At 43.7% G+C, this 17,637-nt stretch carries 16 protein-coding genes; 5 read left to right on the top strand and 11 right to left on the bottom strand.

All coding sequences use genetic code 11. From position 1 onward, the window contains the following. Positions 1-31: 31 nt before the first annotated feature. The 6 genes from PAENI_RS27580 to PAENI_RS27555 form a co-directional block, all read right to left on the bottom strand. Positions 32-1,699, bottom strand: a complete 1,668-nt coding sequence (locus PAENI_RS27580; RefSeq protein ID WP_149647458.1) for a spore germination protein — start codon at positions 1,697-1,699, stop codon at positions 32-34. Between the two features lie 178 nt (positions 1,700-1,877). After that, positions 1,878-4,076, bottom strand: coding sequence for a DEAD/DEAH box helicase (locus tag PAENI_RS27575; RefSeq protein ID WP_149647457.1), 2,199 nt, complete (start codon positions 4,074-4,076; stop codon positions 1,878-1,880). After that, a complete protein-coding gene (locus PAENI_RS27570; RefSeq protein ID WP_149647456.1) occupies positions 4,073-5,392 on the bottom strand; it encodes an ATP-binding protein in 1,320 nt (439 codons plus the stop codon). Before PAENI_RS27570 ends, PAENI_RS27575 begins: the two co-directional genes overlap by 4 nt. Before the next feature lie 15 nt (positions 5,393-5,407). After that, positions 5,408-7,012: a TerB N-terminal domain-containing protein gene (locus tag PAENI_RS27565; protein ID WP_149647455.1), complete on the bottom strand. Its 1,605-nt coding sequence runs from the start codon at positions 7,010-7,012 to the stop codon at positions 5,408-5,410. Positions 7,013-7,207: 195 nt separating this feature from the next. Next, positions 7,208-8,410, bottom strand: coding sequence for an MFS transporter (locus PAENI_RS27560; RefSeq protein ID WP_042193977.1), 1,203 nt, complete (start codon positions 8,408-8,410; stop codon positions 7,208-7,210). A gap of 91 nt (positions 8,411-8,501) precedes the next feature. After that, on the bottom strand, positions 8,502-9,269 hold the full coding sequence (locus PAENI_RS27555) for a DUF1836 domain-containing protein (RefSeq protein WP_042188578.1): 768 nt from the start codon (positions 9,267-9,269) through the stop codon (positions 8,502-8,504). Between the two features lie 113 nt (positions 9,270-9,382). On the opposite strand from PAENI_RS27555, the gene PAENI_RS27550 reads away from it, so the two are divergent. Beyond that, positions 9,383-10,708 carry a hemolysin family protein gene (locus PAENI_RS27550; protein WP_042188579.1) on the top strand — a complete coding sequence of 442 codons (1,326 nt, stop codon included), beginning with the start codon at positions 9,383-9,385 and terminating at the stop codon, positions 10,706-10,708. 36 nt (positions 10,709-10,744) lie between these two features. Here PAENI_RS27550 and PAENI_RS27545 read toward each other — a convergent pair whose 3' ends face one another. From PAENI_RS27545 to PAENI_RS27535, 3 genes are read right to left on the bottom strand one after another with little or no spacing between them, the layout of a single operon-like run. Next, positions 10,745-11,116: a GNAT family N-acetyltransferase gene (locus PAENI_RS27545; protein WP_188114711.1), complete on the bottom strand. Its 372-nt coding sequence runs from the start codon at positions 11,114-11,116 to the stop codon at positions 10,745-10,747. 6 nt (positions 11,117-11,122) lie between these two features. After that, positions 11,123-11,551 (bottom strand): GNAT family N-acetyltransferase, encoded by a 429-nt coding sequence (locus PAENI_RS27540; protein ID WP_149647453.1) that lies wholly within the window; start codon positions 11,549-11,551, stop codon positions 11,123-11,125. A 13-nt stretch (positions 11,552-11,564) separates the two neighbouring features. Then, complete coding sequence (locus tag PAENI_RS27535) at positions 11,565-11,921, bottom strand: VOC family protein (protein ID WP_375103045.1); 357 nt, start codon at positions 11,919-11,921, stop codon at positions 11,565-11,567. Between the two features lie 158 nt (positions 11,922-12,079). On the opposite strand from PAENI_RS27535, the gene PAENI_RS27530 reads away from it, so the two are divergent. Beyond that, positions 12,080-13,426: a TrkH family potassium uptake protein gene (locus PAENI_RS27530; protein ID WP_149647452.1), complete on the top strand. Its 1,347-nt coding sequence runs from the start codon at positions 12,080-12,082 to the stop codon at positions 13,424-13,426. Between the two features lie 61 nt (positions 13,427-13,487). On the opposite strand, the gene PAENI_RS27525 is transcribed toward PAENI_RS27530, so the two are convergent. Next, the gene (locus tag PAENI_RS27525; RefSeq protein WP_042188584.1) at positions 13,488-13,763 is read right to left on the bottom strand and encodes a hypothetical protein; all 276 of its coding nucleotides are present in this window, start codon (positions 13,761-13,763) and stop codon (positions 13,488-13,490) included. Between the two features lie 177 nt (positions 13,764-13,940). Between PAENI_RS27525 and PAENI_RS27520 the strand changes: the two genes are divergently transcribed. The 3 genes from PAENI_RS27520 (at position 13,941) to PAENI_RS27510 (ending at position 16,857) form a co-directional block, all read left to right on the top strand. Further along, the gene (locus PAENI_RS27520) at positions 13,941-15,173 is read left to right on the top strand and encodes an aminopeptidase (protein ID WP_149647451.1); all 1,233 of its coding nucleotides are present in this window, start codon (positions 13,941-13,943) and stop codon (positions 15,171-15,173) included. 50 nt (positions 15,174-15,223) lie between these two features. Continuing rightward, on the top strand, positions 15,224-16,453 hold the full coding sequence (locus PAENI_RS27515) for an aminopeptidase (RefSeq protein ID WP_149647450.1): 1,230 nt from the start codon (positions 15,224-15,226) through the stop codon (positions 16,451-16,453). 221 nt (positions 16,454-16,674) lie between these two features. Next, entirely contained in the window at positions 16,675-16,857 is a 183-nt protein-coding gene (locus PAENI_RS27510; protein ID WP_042128123.1) for a hypothetical protein, read from the top strand. 71 nt (positions 16,858-16,928) lie between these two features. Here the strand turns inward: PAENI_RS27510 and PAENI_RS27505 are convergent, their stop codons facing one another. Next, positions 16,929-17,621 carry an AlkZ-related protein gene (locus tag PAENI_RS27505; protein WP_149647449.1) on the bottom strand — a complete coding sequence of 231 codons (693 nt, stop codon included), beginning with the start codon at positions 17,619-17,621 and terminating at the stop codon, positions 16,929-16,931. Between the last annotated feature and the right edge of the window lie 16 nt (positions 17,622-17,637).

Raw genomic sequence — 17,637 nt, 5'->3', positions numbered from 1 at the left:
CTCCCCTCTGTTCCTGATAAGAATACATTCTCTAGGATCTGCGCTTTTTCTTTTGGGTCTTCAGCATCTCTGGTCTTCGCTTCATGATGGATAACGGCGCACGGACGAATAAATCCTTCCAGTCACTTCCCCGGAAAGGCGAGATAGGGGTGATGTAAGGAACCCCGAAGCTTGAAAGTCGAGTCAGATGACTGCAAATCAGCAGAAAAAACAGGATGGTTCCGAACATGCCCAGGACCGCCGCAAATAACATGCCTGCGAATCGTAAGATTCGGAGGGTAATGCCGGCACTGTACATCGGTATGGAAAACGAAGAGATCGCTGTCACGGCTACGACAATTACTAGAAAGGGACTTACAATACCGGCCTGTACCGCGGCATCTCCAATGATCAGACCTCCGACAATTCCCATTGCCGGACCTATGGGCTTCGGCAGACGAATTCCAGCTTCACGTAAGATTTCAATAGAAATCTCCAGAATCAACACTTCAATTAAAGCAGGAAAGGGTACACCTTGGCGTGTTTCGATAATGGAAATCGCCAGTTGTGTAGGAATTAGCCCCGGATGAAAGGAGATAAAAGAAATATACAGCGCCGGGGCTAACAGAGCCAGAAATGATGCGCAAAACCGTAGCACCCGTAATAGTGTTCCTGGAAACCAGCGCTCATAGTAATCCTCGGGAGACTGCAAAAGCATACTGAACGTCACCGGAACAATAAGTGCAAACGGTGTGCCATCAAGCAAAATTGCAACTCTTCCCTCTAATAAGGAGGCAATCACACGATCGGGTCTTTCCGTGTTCTGTGTTTGCTGAAACGGACTTAAATAATCATCCTCGATTAGCTGCTCTACATAACCAGATTCCAGAATGAAATCCATATCAATTTTGGAGATTCGGTCCTTTACTTCCTGTAACAGATCAGGATTTACAATGTTTTTCATATAAGCGATAACCAGATTCTTCTTGATTTCGCTGCCCACTTCAACCCTTTTCATTTCCAGATTCTTATTGAGTCCTTGGCGCCGTAGCATAGAGGTATTCTCGCTGAGCACTTCGGTAAAGCCAATCCGTGGTCCCCGTAGTAATGCTTCCGAGGTCGGCTCAGTAATAGCGCGCACTGCTCCATTTGGAAAGCCAACCAGCAGCATTTCACGCATTCCCTCTACAATCAGTGCAGTGTAGCCAAACAGGACAGACTCCTGCAGATAGTCCAAATCTCCGGTTTCATTAAGCTGAACCAGCGGGAGCATATTCTGTTTCATATAGGTGTATATTCCTTCTGAAGCCTGCATTTCACCGGCAAACATCAGATTTTGCAGCACCTGTTGATTGATTAGCTCTTCATCCTGCATTCCCTCCACATAGACCAACGTGGCACGTGCCTGAATACTTTTAATTGAGAATTCACGGAAATGCACATCACTGTTTTCCCCCAATGCCGTTCTTATCACTGTTAGGTTGGCATCATAGTCTTGGGTAATCGCTGAAGACACAGGATGCTGCTGTTTTAGTCCCTCATTGTCTGCCTTCTTATGTTCCTCCTGAGAGTCAGCTCCTGACTCCTTGGAACGTCCGCTTCCAACATAAAAATACAAATGCTTGTAAAGGTAATATAACCCTATGGGAAAGAGCAGCGTGATGGCTGCCTGCATAAAAACTGTCCAATCTGGAATATAAGAGACTATTTTAGACCACATCGTTATCATCCTTTAATAGGAATCTTCTAGATACTATTCTCTGCCTGCCCTGTTTTTATACAACTTATGGAATAGGAGGAAAGTCTAGATCGGCGCAAGGGGATACACGTTGTTGTGCGTCCGAACATAAAGAGACGCCCGCATAAGCGGGCGTCTCGATTAAAAATATTTAAGATAGTTACTGTGGTTGCCGCCATTGTTTTAGTACTTCTAGCAGCCCTGGAACATCTAATCCATCCAAAGAAAAAGCTTTGCGCAGCAGCTCATGCGGGATGAACTCGTCATACTTTCCGAGGTAGGGTGCTTCATCTGGAGATAACAATGTTAAAGGATCAGCGGCAGCCATACTCTCAGCGATGATCTCCGCTTCCAGCGTTTCTGCATCTGTTTTGCCTGCAACCACCATATAATAAGGTTCCATCGGCACAATAGAACGAAGACCCTGTGAACTCTTCAAATTGTTCTTAAGAAGGCGCTCTAGTGTGCGGAATTGCCGACTACCCGCCCACGGTAAGATAAACATCGAATCTCCACCTGCTGGCATAACGGAACGTTCAAGCATTCCACTTTCCTTCGCTAAACGACGAGCTCGTTCAAGCCGCGCAGCGGCACTCGGAGCTAAATATGGATACAAGGCAGTTGCGCCTAACACTTCACGTATTTTGGTCATAATTCTTGTATGCACATCCCCGCCCGCTCCAAGCCACAACGTATCCACTTTACCGCGTGAGGTTTTTACATAAACAGCTTTATGTCGATTATCGACCTCTTCTACCTTCCAGAGCTTCCCTGCCAGAGTAAAACAGTAACCCGGTGGTGGTACAGTTGTGATCGAGCCAATCTCTTCAGTCCCGTTATAGACAACATGCTCTTCATCGTCTTTGAAGACTGCGTAGAAGCGGAAGTTGTTCACGATCTTCTCCCCCGCCATCCCAATAATCAAGCTGCCTTCATCCATCTTCTCGATTTGTCCCATGCCCAGCATATAAGTCATGAAGGTATCGTAGTCCGCAGGATCAATGCTATTGAAGGAAGGTAAACTTAGTACAGCCTCCTTTAAATCCTCCGGCTCCGCCTCCCCCATACTCTTCAATATGCTCATCGTCTGATGGTATAACAGCCCGACTGGCAGCTGGCGCACCACCAGTGGTTCAACCCACTTCTCGCGCACATATAGCTCAATAACCGCTATCGCTCGAAGCAGCGTCCAAGGCATCCGTGCCGGAAGCTGCGCTTCCTCATCCTCTTCCTCGGGCGTGACAAAGATCATCTCGGATGCGGCGTCACCGCGCCTGCCCGAGCGGCCGAGTCGCTGCACAAAGCTTGCGCAGCTATAAGGAGCGCCGACCTGGAGCACCCGCTCCAGCTCTCCTAGATCAATGCCCAGCTCCAGCGTCAAAGTCGCTGCCGCAACTGCAGGTCCGGAGCCTTGCCGCAGCGCGGCTTCCGTCTCTTCGCGGAGCATCGCGGAGATGCTGCCATGGTGAACGTGAAAAACATCCCGTTCCCCACGCTTCGCGGCCGTTCTCCGCAGCTCAAGGGTTGCCGTCTCCGCATCCGAGCGGCTATTCGTGAAGATCAACGCTTTCTTAAGATGCGTATGATCATAAATGAAATCGTAATAAGACTGCTTCGCGCGTTCTAAATGCTCCGCCTGCACTTCATCCCGTGCATCCGGGAAAGAGAAATGCTCCACACTTAAACGGAGCTTACGCCCGCCCTGTGGAGCTGACACCTCTACGCTCTCCCGCGTACCTGCCGCCAGCCACTCCGTCACCGAAGCATAGTCGCTAAGCGTAGCCGATAGACCGATTCTACGCGGATGACATCCCGCCATTCGTGAGATTCTCGCCAGCTGACTCAGAACCTGAATCCCCCGATCAGTACCCATAAAGGCATGCACCTCGTCAATGACAATATAACGGAGATCATGGAACAGCGCCGGGATAGCATTCGGACGGTTCATCAATAGTCCTTCAAGCGATTCAGGGGTAATCTGTAGCACGCCGGAAGGATTCTGTACCAGTTTCGTCTTATCGGCTTGCGGAACATCCCCATGCCAGTGCCACACCGGAATATTGCCTTCACGGAGCAAATCGTTCAGCCGTGTAAATTGATCGTTAATCAATGCTTTCAGAGGAGCGATATACAGAATACCAACCGAACCGGAAGGACGTTCATACAGCTCAGTAAGCGCTGGAAAAAAAGCCGCCTCTGTCTTACCTGAAGCTGTACCCGAAGCAATCAGTAAGTGATGCGGCGTATCAAACAGTACACGACAGGCATCCACCTGCGCCTCACGCAAAGTCTCCCAACGGTTCTTATAGATAAACTCTTTAATAAAGGGAGCCAGCCTATAAAACGGATTATCACTCATAATTCAAACTCCGCGAGGAATCCATCTAACTCATTTTGTTCAGTATCAGCAGGTTTAGAAGTTCGTTCGCCCACTAGCTTCTCGAAAGAGATCTCCGGATGCTGGTGTAAGGTGTGAAGTAGATCCATGAAATCACGCACCACTTCACGCGGAGTCAGGAGCTCGTCTGCCCCTAATCTGCCCACAGCTTCTTCCATAAAATGAACCAATTGTTCCTGTGTTAACTGTGCTTCGTAACCATAATGAAGGGCATGGATATCTCTAAGCTTTTGCAAAAGGATCAGAATTTCTTCGTGTGAGAGCATGTCCAGTGCAATAATAGGCCCAGTATAATTGTTCAGACCTGCTGCGCCGTATCTTCCTGCAACTAATCTTGAACGCAGCGCTTCATAACTAAATAATCCACGCCGTCCATCCTCCACAAATTGCGGAGTCCCCCCTATAAAAATCCCTAAGCTTTCTGCCTTGCCCTGCATCGTATCGTTGAACATCGTAAGCAGCTTTTCATAGTTACTCTGACGTGAGATACTGTTCGTGATTTTGTAGAGATTGACGCCTTCGTCTATGAACAGCAGCAGTCCTTTATAACCGATAGCAGAGGTGAATTCCGCCCACAGCTTCATATAATCATACCAATTATCATCATCAATAATCACGCCAACACCAAGTGCTTTTCGTGCTTCCGTTCGAGTAGCGAATTCACCTCTTAGCCAGCGAAGGGAATCCTGCTTCAATTCATCGTCAGCGAGCTTATGGGCATTCCAATAAGAAGCCAGCACTTTGGCAAAATCAAATCCATGCACCAAACCGCGCATTTCGGAGGCTACAGCATAGATTCGTTTCTCTACCTCGTCTCCAAGCTGGGGGTGATCAGGGCCATATTCATTCTCTTGCATCACAGACTGCTGAAGCGTAATGATCCATTTTTGCAAAATAATCTCCAGAGCGCCTCCATCTGGACGCGTCCGGGTAGACAAATGACTCATCAGCTCTCTATATGTAGCTAGACCTTGTCCTTTCGTTCCCACTAATCTTCGTTCAGGGGATAGATCCGCATCGGCTACTACAAAATCCCGATCCATCGCATAATTGCGGATCATCTGCAAAAGAAAGCTTTTGCCGCTACCGAATTTGCCTGTAATCAGCTTAAAAGCAGCTCCACCCTCCGCAATATTATCCATATCTCTCAATATCGCTTCAATCTCTGGCCGGCGGCCAACGGCTATATGCTCTAGTCCGATACGCGGAACCACACCGGCTGTCAGTGAATTGACTAGCGCTGTCGTCATGCGTTTGGGTATTTTTAAACCATTCATCCAAAGTTCACCCCATTAAATATTAAGCAGATGAATTTTATATTCTTCTGCAATTTCTTCACCATCTATGATCAAATCACCTAGAATGTCCATTGCGATATCATTGATCTCATCAATCAAGAGTTCTGACATCGTGCCATTTGCAGCCGCTATTTTCTGTATCGATTGTGTTCCGTCTTCGTTCATTAACGCAATCAGAGCTTCGTGTTGGAGTGGACTTAAAGCATTAGAGAACTGCTCCCACTCCGTATCTACGTTAGCAGATTGAATTTCTTCTATAGTTAATTCAGGCTCAGGAGACTGAAGCGGTACAATGATTTCATCTTCAATATCTTCAAATTCTTCTTTTTCTACTACATCTTCAAGCTCGGATTCCTCATTAGTAATCTCAAAACCGCTATCCTCAAGTTCTTCCAGCTCATTCATTTCCTCAACCGTAAGCATGGTTCGTACAATCTCGGAATCACTCTGCAGCTTTTCAAGCTTCTCACGATCAATAACTACTGCCGGCCCCTTATCTTCCTGTTTCTCTTTCTCAAATTCCCGCTTCAGAAAACGAGTGATAAGGTCATCCATATCCGCATCCACATTAACCCCTTTGAGCCGTCCTCGATACCCCAGCAGTTCCCGTAATTTATTCTCAGTCAAACGGAATAGCCTTGTAATCAAACTGCGAAGCGGTGGAGATTTACTGATACGCACAACCGGTATAAGTACTGAATAACCATATAGCGAAATATCATATACGGCGCTACGAAATAAATAACGCTCCCGCATTACTGAGGGGCCTGGTGGGAACATTTCAACCAAATTCGAGCCATGTTTCCGACTGACATAAGCGTTGATTAATGCCACTACCTGTGGAATATATCGTTCGAGGGCTTCTTTACCTTCCCCCATATAAAACTTCGATTTACTAATATCGTAGTCCGACATTGCTGTTAATACTGTAAAGGTTAACTGCTCAGGAGCTACAGTAAGACATCTCTCTAACTCTAGCTCTGCCAGATCTCCGGCAAGACCGCGTGAACGAGCAACGATTAAAGATAGAGGCACATCCAAATGATGAACAAACGAGAAGTCCGCGATCCAACCACCCAAATATTGATCCAGACGTTTATAATTTTCACGATAAGCTTCCCAGATTTGACTGAGCTGCTTATAGCCATCATAAGGATCTTGCCAACCCACACCATTAATAAGCTCATACACGTGCAGAAAAATATATGAAAGATCCGTTTTAGGATATCTACCCTGTCTAACTTCATTGCGCCAATAAAAATACCATCTACTTTGCGTGCCTGTCATATGACCATACGTTGGCCAGTAACTCTTAAAAGGAATAAATAGCGCCGAATCCTCGGTTCTATGTTCCAACTCCTTCGCTCTAGCTACAAACTGACCTTCGGTAGTTGTCACAGGCTCCGGCGTGTCGGTCTCCAGATCCCAAAGCTGAAGCTGTAAAGAAGGTTCAGACGACGCTTTAGGCTTCCCTACATTTGCAGTAGATAACTTTGGCAGCGCTGGTTCTGATGAATTTCGCGGGGGAATAGGAACGTTTTGTTCCGTACTTTCCCAGACTAATTCCGTGAAATGAGGCTGATTCCTATCCTTACTCATGTTCGATCGCTCCGTTCTTATAAAAGAAGGACTAATGCAAGCATAACGCCTTCTTTGCGGGGGCCCTAAATATATAGTAGTTTCTAATGTTAAAAAAAACGGCCCTGTTCACAACTGTGAAGGAACCGTTTTGTTCTTATTAAATTTTAGCATTGTTGGTAGATTAACATCAAGTATGTAATGAAGAATTATCCTCTACAGGAGCTCCGTTCCCTTTGTCTCTTTTCCTAGGAAGAGCACCGCTAACGCACCGATAATAATCGTTACAAAAAATAACATGAAGATCGAGCCAATCGCTATAGATTTACCTACCAGCACCCCTACTAACAAAGGAGCGATGATGCCACCAATCCGTCCAAAGGAAGTCGCTAAACCAGCGCCTGTTGAACGAATAGTTGTTGGGTACAACTCTGGTGTATAAGCGTACATGCCACCCCATGCTCCGAGATTAAAGAACGATAAGCAAATCCCGGCCGCCATCAGCATGCCTTCTGTAGTTGCATTTCCGAACCATGCCGCACTAACGGCAGTGAACAGCATATAGATGACCAGGACAAACTTACGTCCGAACTTTTCGATGAAGTAAGCGGCAGTAAAGTAACCCGGCAGCTGAGCTAGCGTCATGATAAGCACGTATTCGAAGCTTTTAACCAAGCTGAAGCCTTTAAGTACCATAACTGTAGGTAGCCATAGAAACATCCCATAATACGAAAACACTACAGTAAACCATAAAATCCACAGCATAATCGTAGAACGACGATACTCTGGTGACCATACTGTTGTGATACGTTTTTTCAAGGACACAGGCGCCTTCTTGATCTCAGCAAACTTCGGTGAATCGTCTATAGCACGTCTTAAGTATAGAGCGTATAGAGCGGGAACAGCACCAATACCGAATGCTACACGCCAGCCATAATCAGGAATAACAAAGAATGCAATTAAAGCAGAAGCGATCCATCCAACCGCCCAAAAGCTCTCTAGTAGCACAACCGCACGGCCTCTCTCACGGGCAGGCATACTTTCAGACACTAATGTTGAGGCGACGGGCAGCTCCCCACCTAGTCCAAAGCCAGCGATAAATCTAAGTACACAGAGTATTCCGAAGCCTGTTGCAAAAGCCGATAACCCACTCGCAGCCGAGAAAATTAGGAGTGTCCATAGAAGTATCGGTTTACGTCCAAAACGATCGGCTAATATCCCTGCTGCCGCAGCACCCACAGCCATGCCCACGGAGTTAATACTTGTCAATATACCTATCTGCTCCGGTCCCAGATTCCAATCTTTGGCTAAAGCCGCTACAACAAAAGAAATCATCCCGACATCCATCGCGTCGAACATCCAGCTTAAGCCTGCACTGAAGAGTAATTTTCTTTGCTTCGGATTCCGCAGCAGTGTCATTTGATTCACTTCTAAGCCCCCTTATATCCAACATATATCTTATGAAACTTACTTTTGATTGTTTCACTTATACATATTAAAATTGAAGCGTTCAAAAATCAAGAAATAAAGCTGCATTAAAGTATTGTCTGGCAAGCGATTGAAAATAACAGGTCTGAACAGCTATCGTGGCTATCAGAAGTATGTTGCGGACAGACTCTCTCTGAGATCTCGTAAGATGCGTCAGCCGATTGATCACACGATCTGTGGAACTTCTAAGCAGGGAATCTTCTTTCCAGGAGAACTCCTTGTGTAAAAGTTGATCTACTTTACATTGGGTTTGTATAGTTGGATTGCTCTTGATCTCTTCAAACAGTCCAGCATATGCGTAATACAGCTTTGTCGGTTCTATAAGATCATCATCGTCTCGATCTGGCTTTAAGAACATTAATCGGAATAGCTGACGAATACTTTCGAAATTTAGGGCCGATTTGAGATCATCGATCATAAACAGAAGTGCTGCCTGATTAACTGAATACTTCTTTCCTTCTCTTGGAGAACCGAGATACTCCTTAAAATCACGCTTCACCCAATTTTGCATAGTAGTCACAGTCAAAGTGGAATACTCTATTAGATGGCCTAATGAAGCAATTTCACCGAGTGAAAAGCCTTTTACATCATGCCCCTTAATGATCTTTTGAAAAATGGGTGGAACATCTGTAGATAAAAAAGCGGGTAACGAAGTCCCCTTTTGTACTTCATCAAGATGAAATTTAGTCCATGCCTCTTGGAGGATATTCAGCGGTTTCCGGTCTGATAATCCGGTCAATGAGAGCAGAAGACTGGACATCTCCACACGAGTCAATGCAAATGATTCCATATCTGTTTCCCTCCACCATTTGATATTTCTCTGAAAAGTTCGTAGAATAGTTCATAAGAACTCATAATATGAGTATAACCTATTTTAGGAACGAAAGGGATGGTAAAGATTATATGGGTATAGGACTTAGTTTGACGTTGGTGGCTATTTTGATTATTTTAACCGCTTTTTTTGTAGCAACGGAATTTGCATTGGTGAGACTTAGAGGTAGTCAGATCAGTCAGATGGTGATCGAGGGAAAGAAGAACGCGCTAGCTGTACAACGAGTGTCTGCTAATCTTGACGGATACTTATCCGCTTGTCAGCTCGGGATTACAATCACTGCACTGGGTATTGGTGCACTGGCAGAGCCAGCGTTTGAGCAGTTGCTCCTTCCGGTATTCGACTGGGCTAATATTAGTCCAAGTGTAAGTCACCCTCTTGCGTTCTTATTCGCATTCGTCATTGCAACATTCCTACACGTCGTTGTCGGGGAACTTGCTCCGAAGACAGTAGCTATAAACATTCCGGAAAAAATCGGTCAAATTACATCACCGCTGATTATTTGGTTCTACAGAATTTTGTACCCACTCATTTGGTTTATGAATGGTTCCGCAAATCTGCTTGTTCGCCTTTTCGGGATGAAGCCTGCCAGTGAGCATGGAGACGCTCATAGTGAAGATGAGATTCGTTTGATCTTATCCGAAAGCTATGAAAGTGGAAAAATCAATAAAGCTGAATATGGCTATGTCAACCGTATCTTTACTTTTGACGAGATGTTGGCCAAAGAAATCATGGTTCCACGAACGGATATGGTATGTCTTTTCACCAATCATTCATTGAAAGAAAATTTCGAGATTATTCGTAAGGAACAATATACTCGCTTCCCGGTTGCAGAAGGTAGCAAGGATAATATCATCGGAATGATTAATACGAAACAGCTTTATTTGCAATATGACAATAACCCTGATTTTGATTTCAAAGGCTTGATTCAGCCAGTCCTAACCGTATCTGAGGTAACACCTGTTAAGAACCTTTTAACACGTATGCAGTTGGAGCGGGTGCATATCGCCCTGCTGCTTGATGAATATGGTGGAACGTCTGGACTCATCACGATTGAAGATATTTTGGAAGAAATCGTTGGTGAAATTCGAGATGAATTTGACGGTGATGAGCGCAGAGAAATTGAGAAACTAAGCGATACAAATTATCTGTTCGATGGTAAGGTATCTTTAATTGAGGTCAAGGAGCTTACCGGTCTTGATTTCGAACATGAGGAAGTGACAACGATTGGTGGCTGGTTATACAGTCATATCCCAGATCCGGCCGTTGGCAAAAGCATTGTACATGACAACGTAACCTTAATCATTCGTGAAATGAACAGATACCGTGTACGCAAGGTTGAGGTCATCATTGAGACCACTGGTGACACTGAATCGTCAGAGCTTGAGAATTCATAAGCTTTTAATCATAAAAAAAAGGATAGAGTTATCAGATTAAATCTGATCCTCTATCCTTTTTTCTTTTATCAAAATCTTACTCATGTAATATTCATCTACCCATTGTCCATCAATTACAAGTGATTTTCTTTTCGTCCCTTCAATCTCAAACCCATTTTTGATATATAGCGACATAGCTAGCTCATTATGGGTCATTTCAACCTCTGCTCCAATAACGATTGAAGTATCTGCTGAAGCGAAGGTTTCGAGCATCTCTTTGACCTGGTTCAGACTGGATTGTCGTTCATCCGGCTCCATTAACATAAATTTGGATTCCTGATCCAACTGATGCTGTAAACGAAGTAATTCTTCTGCATCCTCTGGTATCAGCACTTTAAGTGTAACCATCATGTCATCACTTCCAATCATAAATAGCTATAAGTACTTTTTGAACAGCTTACTGGAGCTGCTATTGTATCCAAGATGCTCGTAAAATTGATGTGCATCCTCTCTTCTGACCGCACTCGATAGCATGATCTTAAGGGCGCCCCTAGAGGTGGCTACGTGCTCAGCGTACCTCATTAATTTTGCTCCGTATCCTTTCCCTCTCACCTCTTGTGCAGTGATGACTCTTTCAATAACAGCAAAGGGTCGATCGTCACATAAAGCATCCATACATAAATGAAGATGAAGCGTCCCAACAATAGTCCCATCTTCTTCGTACACATAAAGAAAACTTTCCGTATTCTCAGCTATCTGCCTCAGTCGCTCCGGTGATACTTGTATATCTGTTTGATTAGGCAGCAACAATCGATATAGATCTTCAATATACAATGCGTCTTCAGGAACAGCTTCTCTTATCATTTGTTTCTCCCTTTTAACAACGACAGACCATAATAACATTACCGTCAGGATCTTTAAAATTAAACCAATGGTCATGCTCGATATCCGTAAGAATCTCTCCGCCATTTGCTTTCACATAGTCATAAGCAGCATCAATATCCTCGGTATTTAGATGAAAAGAGGGGATATTAAGAACGGACTCAGAAGTGTAAATTTTGCTGTCTAATACGATTTCTGGTCCTTGCATGGGGATCACGTATAGATGCCCGAATAATACTTCACCATCTAAAGGCAAACCAAGCAATTGGCAATACCATTCTTTGGATTTCTCAATATCCTTTACCGGAATAAAAACTGCACCAATCTGATTCAGAATCGGACTTATCACCATAAAGAAAGCCTCCTCTTTAAAGTTACAGAATAGGGTGTTATTCTAGAATAATTCGATAAAATATGTCAATTACCTCCTTCCACTTAGGGAAGGTCTGGCAAGTTATGTTATAATTTTGTGTGCACTACTCTAATTTCACGTATGACAGGAGAATTGAATTGGCTAATCTGAACTTCGGTGGATTGAAATTAACTCCACCAAAAGTCTTATCACTAGGATTTGTAATACTTATCACTGCCGGAACTTTTTTACTTAGTTTGCCGGTCGCCTCCGTAGAAGGGCATATTTCTTTTATTGATGCATTATTCATGGCAACATCGGCAACCTGTGTTACAGGACTGGCAGTCATTGATACGGGCACACAGTTGACTACTTTTGGACAAGTTGTTCTACTCGTATTATTTCAGTTTGGGGGATTGGGTTTTATTACGATGGCCACTTTGATTACTTTGGTCCTTAATAAACGAATATCCTTTAAAGAGCGAATTCTTATGCAAGAATCTATGAACCAGAATTCCATGCAGGGTATTGTCCAGTTAATCCGCAGAGTCCTGATCTATTCCCTTGTTATTCAGCTCACAGGTGCCATTCTGTTTGCGGGAAGGTTTATGATGGATATGCCTTTCGGGAAAGCTGTATATTTTGGGATTTTTCACAGTATATCTATTTTTAATAATGCAGGCTTTGATTTATTCGGTGACATTCATGGGCCCTTTAGTGGACTTACTCGTTTTGTAAATGATCCTATCGTGAATTTTACCTCAATGATCCTCATCTTTCTTGGAGGAGTCGGTTTTATTGTCCTGTCTGATGTTTTTGACTTTCCAAAACGTAAAAAGCTTACTCTTCATTCTAAGGTTGTTCTTTCGACCTCTATGTTTTTGATTGTCATTGGGGCTGCTCTATTTTTCTTACTAGAATTTAATTCTACGCTGAAGCCCTTGAGTGCAGGTGGAAAGATGATGGCTACATTTTTACAAGCGATAACACCACGTTCAGGTGGCGTCACTACGATTGAAATTCCACTGATGCGGGAATCTACACAATTTCTAATGATTCTGCTAATGTTCATAGGGGCTGCGCCCGGATCTACTGGTGGGGGAATTAAGATTACTACGTTCGCTGTTCTAGTGGCTGCGGTTTCTGCAAGACTAAGGGGTAAAGAGGATATTGTAATGTTTCGTCATCGGATCGCCAAAGAAAATGTCTATAGAGCCGTGACAATGACACTGATGTCTCTAATGTTAGTGGTCATTGCTACGATGTTGTTATCCGTGACAGAAAAGGCTGACTTTCTTGCTGTACTCTTTGAATCCGTATCTGCATTCGGGACTTCTGGTCTCTCCATGGGACTTACTCCAGAATTGACTACGGCGGGTAAAGTGCTCATTATTTTTCTAATGTTTCTGGGTCGGACAGGTCCGCTTACTCTAGCTTATGCACTCAAGCCTAAGGGTAGTAAGGAACTTTACAGATATCCTGAAGGTAAGATTACAATCGGATAAGGCGAGATGTAACCAGCGGCAATGAATATTGCCGCTGGTAATCAATCAATACTTGTATGTTTTACTCTTCAACGATCTCTTGTTTATCTAGTGCGGCATCAAGCAACTGATTGTATACATCGTCATCATTTTCAAGTAGCGCGTCAGTTTCTAAGAACTGCTCTTCACTTCCAGGCTCACCAGCAAAGCTTAGGCTGTAATCCCATTCCGTTCCTCTTGTACTGAAAAAAGTAATCTCATATGGAGCCTTATGGTTTTCGAGAGTAAATATCGTCCTCCCTACATAGCTTTTATCCTCTTTACGGCTCATTTCAGCACTTACGATCTCTAAATTCATCCGCTAATCTTCCTTCCATTCATCAAATCATTTCCCCTCTCAGTATAGCATTGAAATGAATGTAATTCCTCAATTTACACTGTAAATTCCATGTAATTGACTTTTTTCATCCGGCGGTTAATAATTTAGTACAATACTTGTAAAGTACCAAACTATTAGTAATTGGAGGAAATATCGATGACTGATTTCGAGGCAAAGCTTAGTAAATATGCGGATTTAGCTGTGCAAATTGGGGTTAACGTTCAACCAGGGCAAATTCTGGTGGTGAATGCACCGATTCTTGCAGCTGATTTCGTTCGTATGATTACCGCCAAGGCATATGCGATTGGAGCAAGCTTGGTGAAGGTGAACTGGAGTGATGCAAGCATTACACGCCAGCAGTTTGAACATGCTGCACCAGAAGTGTTCACTGAGCCTCCTACTTGGTACGCAGGTGAAATGACCGAACTCGCCGAGAAGGGTGCGGCTATTCTTAACGTGATCGCGGAAGATCCTGATGCACTTAAAGGTATTGATCCTGTACGCATTTCAAATTATCAAAAAGTACGGGGAGCCGCACTCACCAAATATCGTGAAATGCAAATGTCTGACAAAGTTAGCTGGAGTATTGTTGCCGTACCTTGTCAGGCTTGGTCGGATAAAGTATTCCCGGATGTTCCAGCTGAAGAACGTGTAAGTAAGCTATGGGAAGCTATTTTCCACACCGTACGTCTTGATCGTGAAGATCCAGTAGCTGCATGGCAAGAACATCTCGACACCTTAGATCAAAAAGCAAATGTACTCAACGCAAAAAAATATAAGAAACTGCATTACATAGCACCTGGTACGGACCTAAGCATCGAGCTTCCAGAAGGTCATATTTGGGCACAAGGTGACAGCATTAATGCGAAAGGTCATTCTTTTGTAGCCAATATGCCTACCGAGGAAGTATTTACCGCTCCTCTAAAGACTGGTGTAAATGGCACCGTAAGAAGCACCAAACCTCTTAGCCATGGCGGCAACATTATCGATGGATTCTCTATTACTTTTGAGAACGGACGAATTGTTAGTGTTAGTGCAGAGCAAGGACAAGAAGCACTAGAGCACCTCATTAGTATGGATGAAGGAGCAAAATACCTAGGTGAAGTTGCATTAGTTCCACATAAGTCCCCTATCTCAGAGTCCAATATTCTTTATTACAATACCTTGTTTGATGAGAATGCATCCAATCACCTAGCTATAGGTATGGCTTATGCTTTCTGTTTAGAAGGCGGTAAAGATATGACTCCGGATGAACTGATTGCACATGGATTGAATAATAGCGTTACCCATGTGGATTTCATGATCGGTTCTGCCGAGATGAATATTTACGGAATTACTGCTGATGGAACAGAAGAACCTGTATTCATTAATGGAAACTGGGCGTTCTAATAACTGTAAATATGAAATAAAGACTAGAGATATTGAAAGGAGTAGAAACTATGTTGGATTTCAAGCAAAAACTGGAGAATTATGCATTGCTGGCAGTGAAGATTGGGGTTAATATCCAACCTGGACAGACCCTTGTTGTAAATTCCGACATCGTTTCCGCAGAACTAGTGCGACTTGTCGTACGTAAAGCTTATGAAGCGGGTGCGAAGCTCGTCAAGGTTAATTATAGTGATGAGATTGTTACACGTACTCGTTATGACCTCGCTCCATCCGATTCCTTTTTGGAACCGCCACAATGGCAAGCAGATGAATTGGAAGATCTAGCTAAAAAAGGTGCAGCATTTCTATCGATAACTTCAGCGAATCCAGATCTATTGAGCGGTGTTGAGTCAGGAAGAATTGCGGATAATCAGCGGATCTCTGGACAGACATTAGCTCCATATCGTGAGTTGTTAATGGGGAATCACGTAAGCTGGAGTATTGTAGCATTCCCATCAGCATCGTGGGCGGCAAAGGTATTCCCTGAAGCATCACCTGATCAGCAGATTGATTTGCTATGGGATGCTATCTTTAAAGCTACACGTGCGGATCAAGCTGACCCTATTCAAGCATGGAGTCAACATTTAGATGGCCTGAAGGCACGTTGTACTGCTTTGAATGATAATAAGTTCCGCAAGCTGCACTATACAGGACATGGAACCGATTTGACGATTGAGCTACCAGAAGGGCATATTTGGTGTCAAGCAGGAGCTGTCAATGGCAAAGGAGTCCCTTTCCTAGCCAATATCCCTACAGAAGAAGTATTTACTGCCCCACTGAAGTCTGGTGTGAATGGTAAGGTAAGCAGCACTAAGCCGCTTAGCTATGGGGGTAATCTTATTGACAATTTCACCCTCACCTTTGAGAACGGCAAAGTAACGGATTTCACCGCTGAAAAAGGTTCAGAAACGCTAGCTTCCCTTATCGCGTTAGATGAAGGCTCTGCTTATCTTGGAGAAGTCGCTTTGGTGCCTTTCCACTCCCCGATCTCCGAGAGCGGAATTCTATATTACACCACATTATATGATGAGAATGCCTCCTGCCATTTGGCGTTAGGTGCAGCATATGCCTTTACCCTTCAAGAGGGTACGACAATGACCAAAGAACAATTGCAGGGAAAAGGAATGAACCAAAGCCATACACATGTTGATTTTATGATGGGTTCACCTGAAATGAGCATTGATGGTATTAAGGATGATGGAACAACCGTACCTATCTTCCGTGATGGAGATTGGGCTTAAATTGTTCGCTTAAATTATTGAATAAATAAAATGCCAAACAACCTGCTTGGTTCCTCTTCCGAGGACAAAAGCAGGTTGTTTTTTATTGCATACTAGATATCTAGAAAATAAATAGTCCAAATTTGAATAAAAGTTCAATATTTGTTCACACTATTGTTGATTTCCGTTCACAAATATGTCACAATACAGTTAAGGATCTAATTTCCAAGGAGGGGATTATCATGTTGAGAGACCCAATATCCAATGAAATTGATAGCGTTGAAGAAGAACAGCTCGAAATTCAAGCACCGGTGGATTCAAGAATTGTTGCATCTAATGCAATCAAATATACCGCCTATGTTATGCTGTTTTTCGGATTCTTGTATTTCCTGATTGCTTACTTGGCACCTATGTTGGAACAATAATGTGATGGATATGATTTTATTAGAAAACGCTTACGGTTAATCACTCTCATGGGAGTAGTGATTAACCGTTTTTATTTCCATGAGAATGCTTTGTTCGTCCAGGCTATTGCTGTAGGCGACCATATGCCATTCATTTTGGAATGTAGCCAAGCTATTGCCTCTTCCCTATCGCCTTCAAATAAGGAAAGACCGTTATCTTCCATCCAGTGGCTTACAGTCTCAAACGAGGTACTGCTCCAGCCATTTTTCTCACCTTCTGTATTTTGGCGTTCTTTTACGCCTGAAATAACGATGTCTAGTGATGCCTGAAGCTCCGTAACCGCATTATCAAAAGCCGTCTTCTTTTCTTTAGCCTTCATATCAGCTTCAACACGAAGTATACGCGTATCAATCCCTTGATGTTGACGGATAATTTGCAGTAAAGTCACTGCTTCTCTGCTCGCCAATCCGTCATTATAACGATCTTCTATAGATTTAGTACTACCTACAGCTGCCACAAATGCTGGAAACCACTCCCTAGAGACCAAGATAGCTTTCTTCTTAACAAATTTACCGTATCCAGCCAGGCCTTCACCAGGAAACCTTACACGCCATGACCATGGATCTAGCTCTGAACCCGTATGCCAATTCTCCGCTTTCGTTAATCCATTTAAAGATGGGTGCTCAGGAATCAGAGTGGCAAGCGGCAAAATCCCAATCGTGGCAACGATTTCTGCTGTTTCCTCAAAGGTGATAACACTTTCCTTTTCATATCCCTTATACATCACAACATCATCTCCT

Origin of the sequence: Paenibacillus sp. B2(2019), assembly GCF_008370385.1 — a bacterium.
Lineage (GTDB): Bacteria > Bacillota > Bacilli > Paenibacillales > Paenibacillaceae > Paenibacillus_AQ.
Note: the sequence above shows the minus strand (reverse complement) of the source record. Positions and strands in the feature narration are given on the sequence as shown.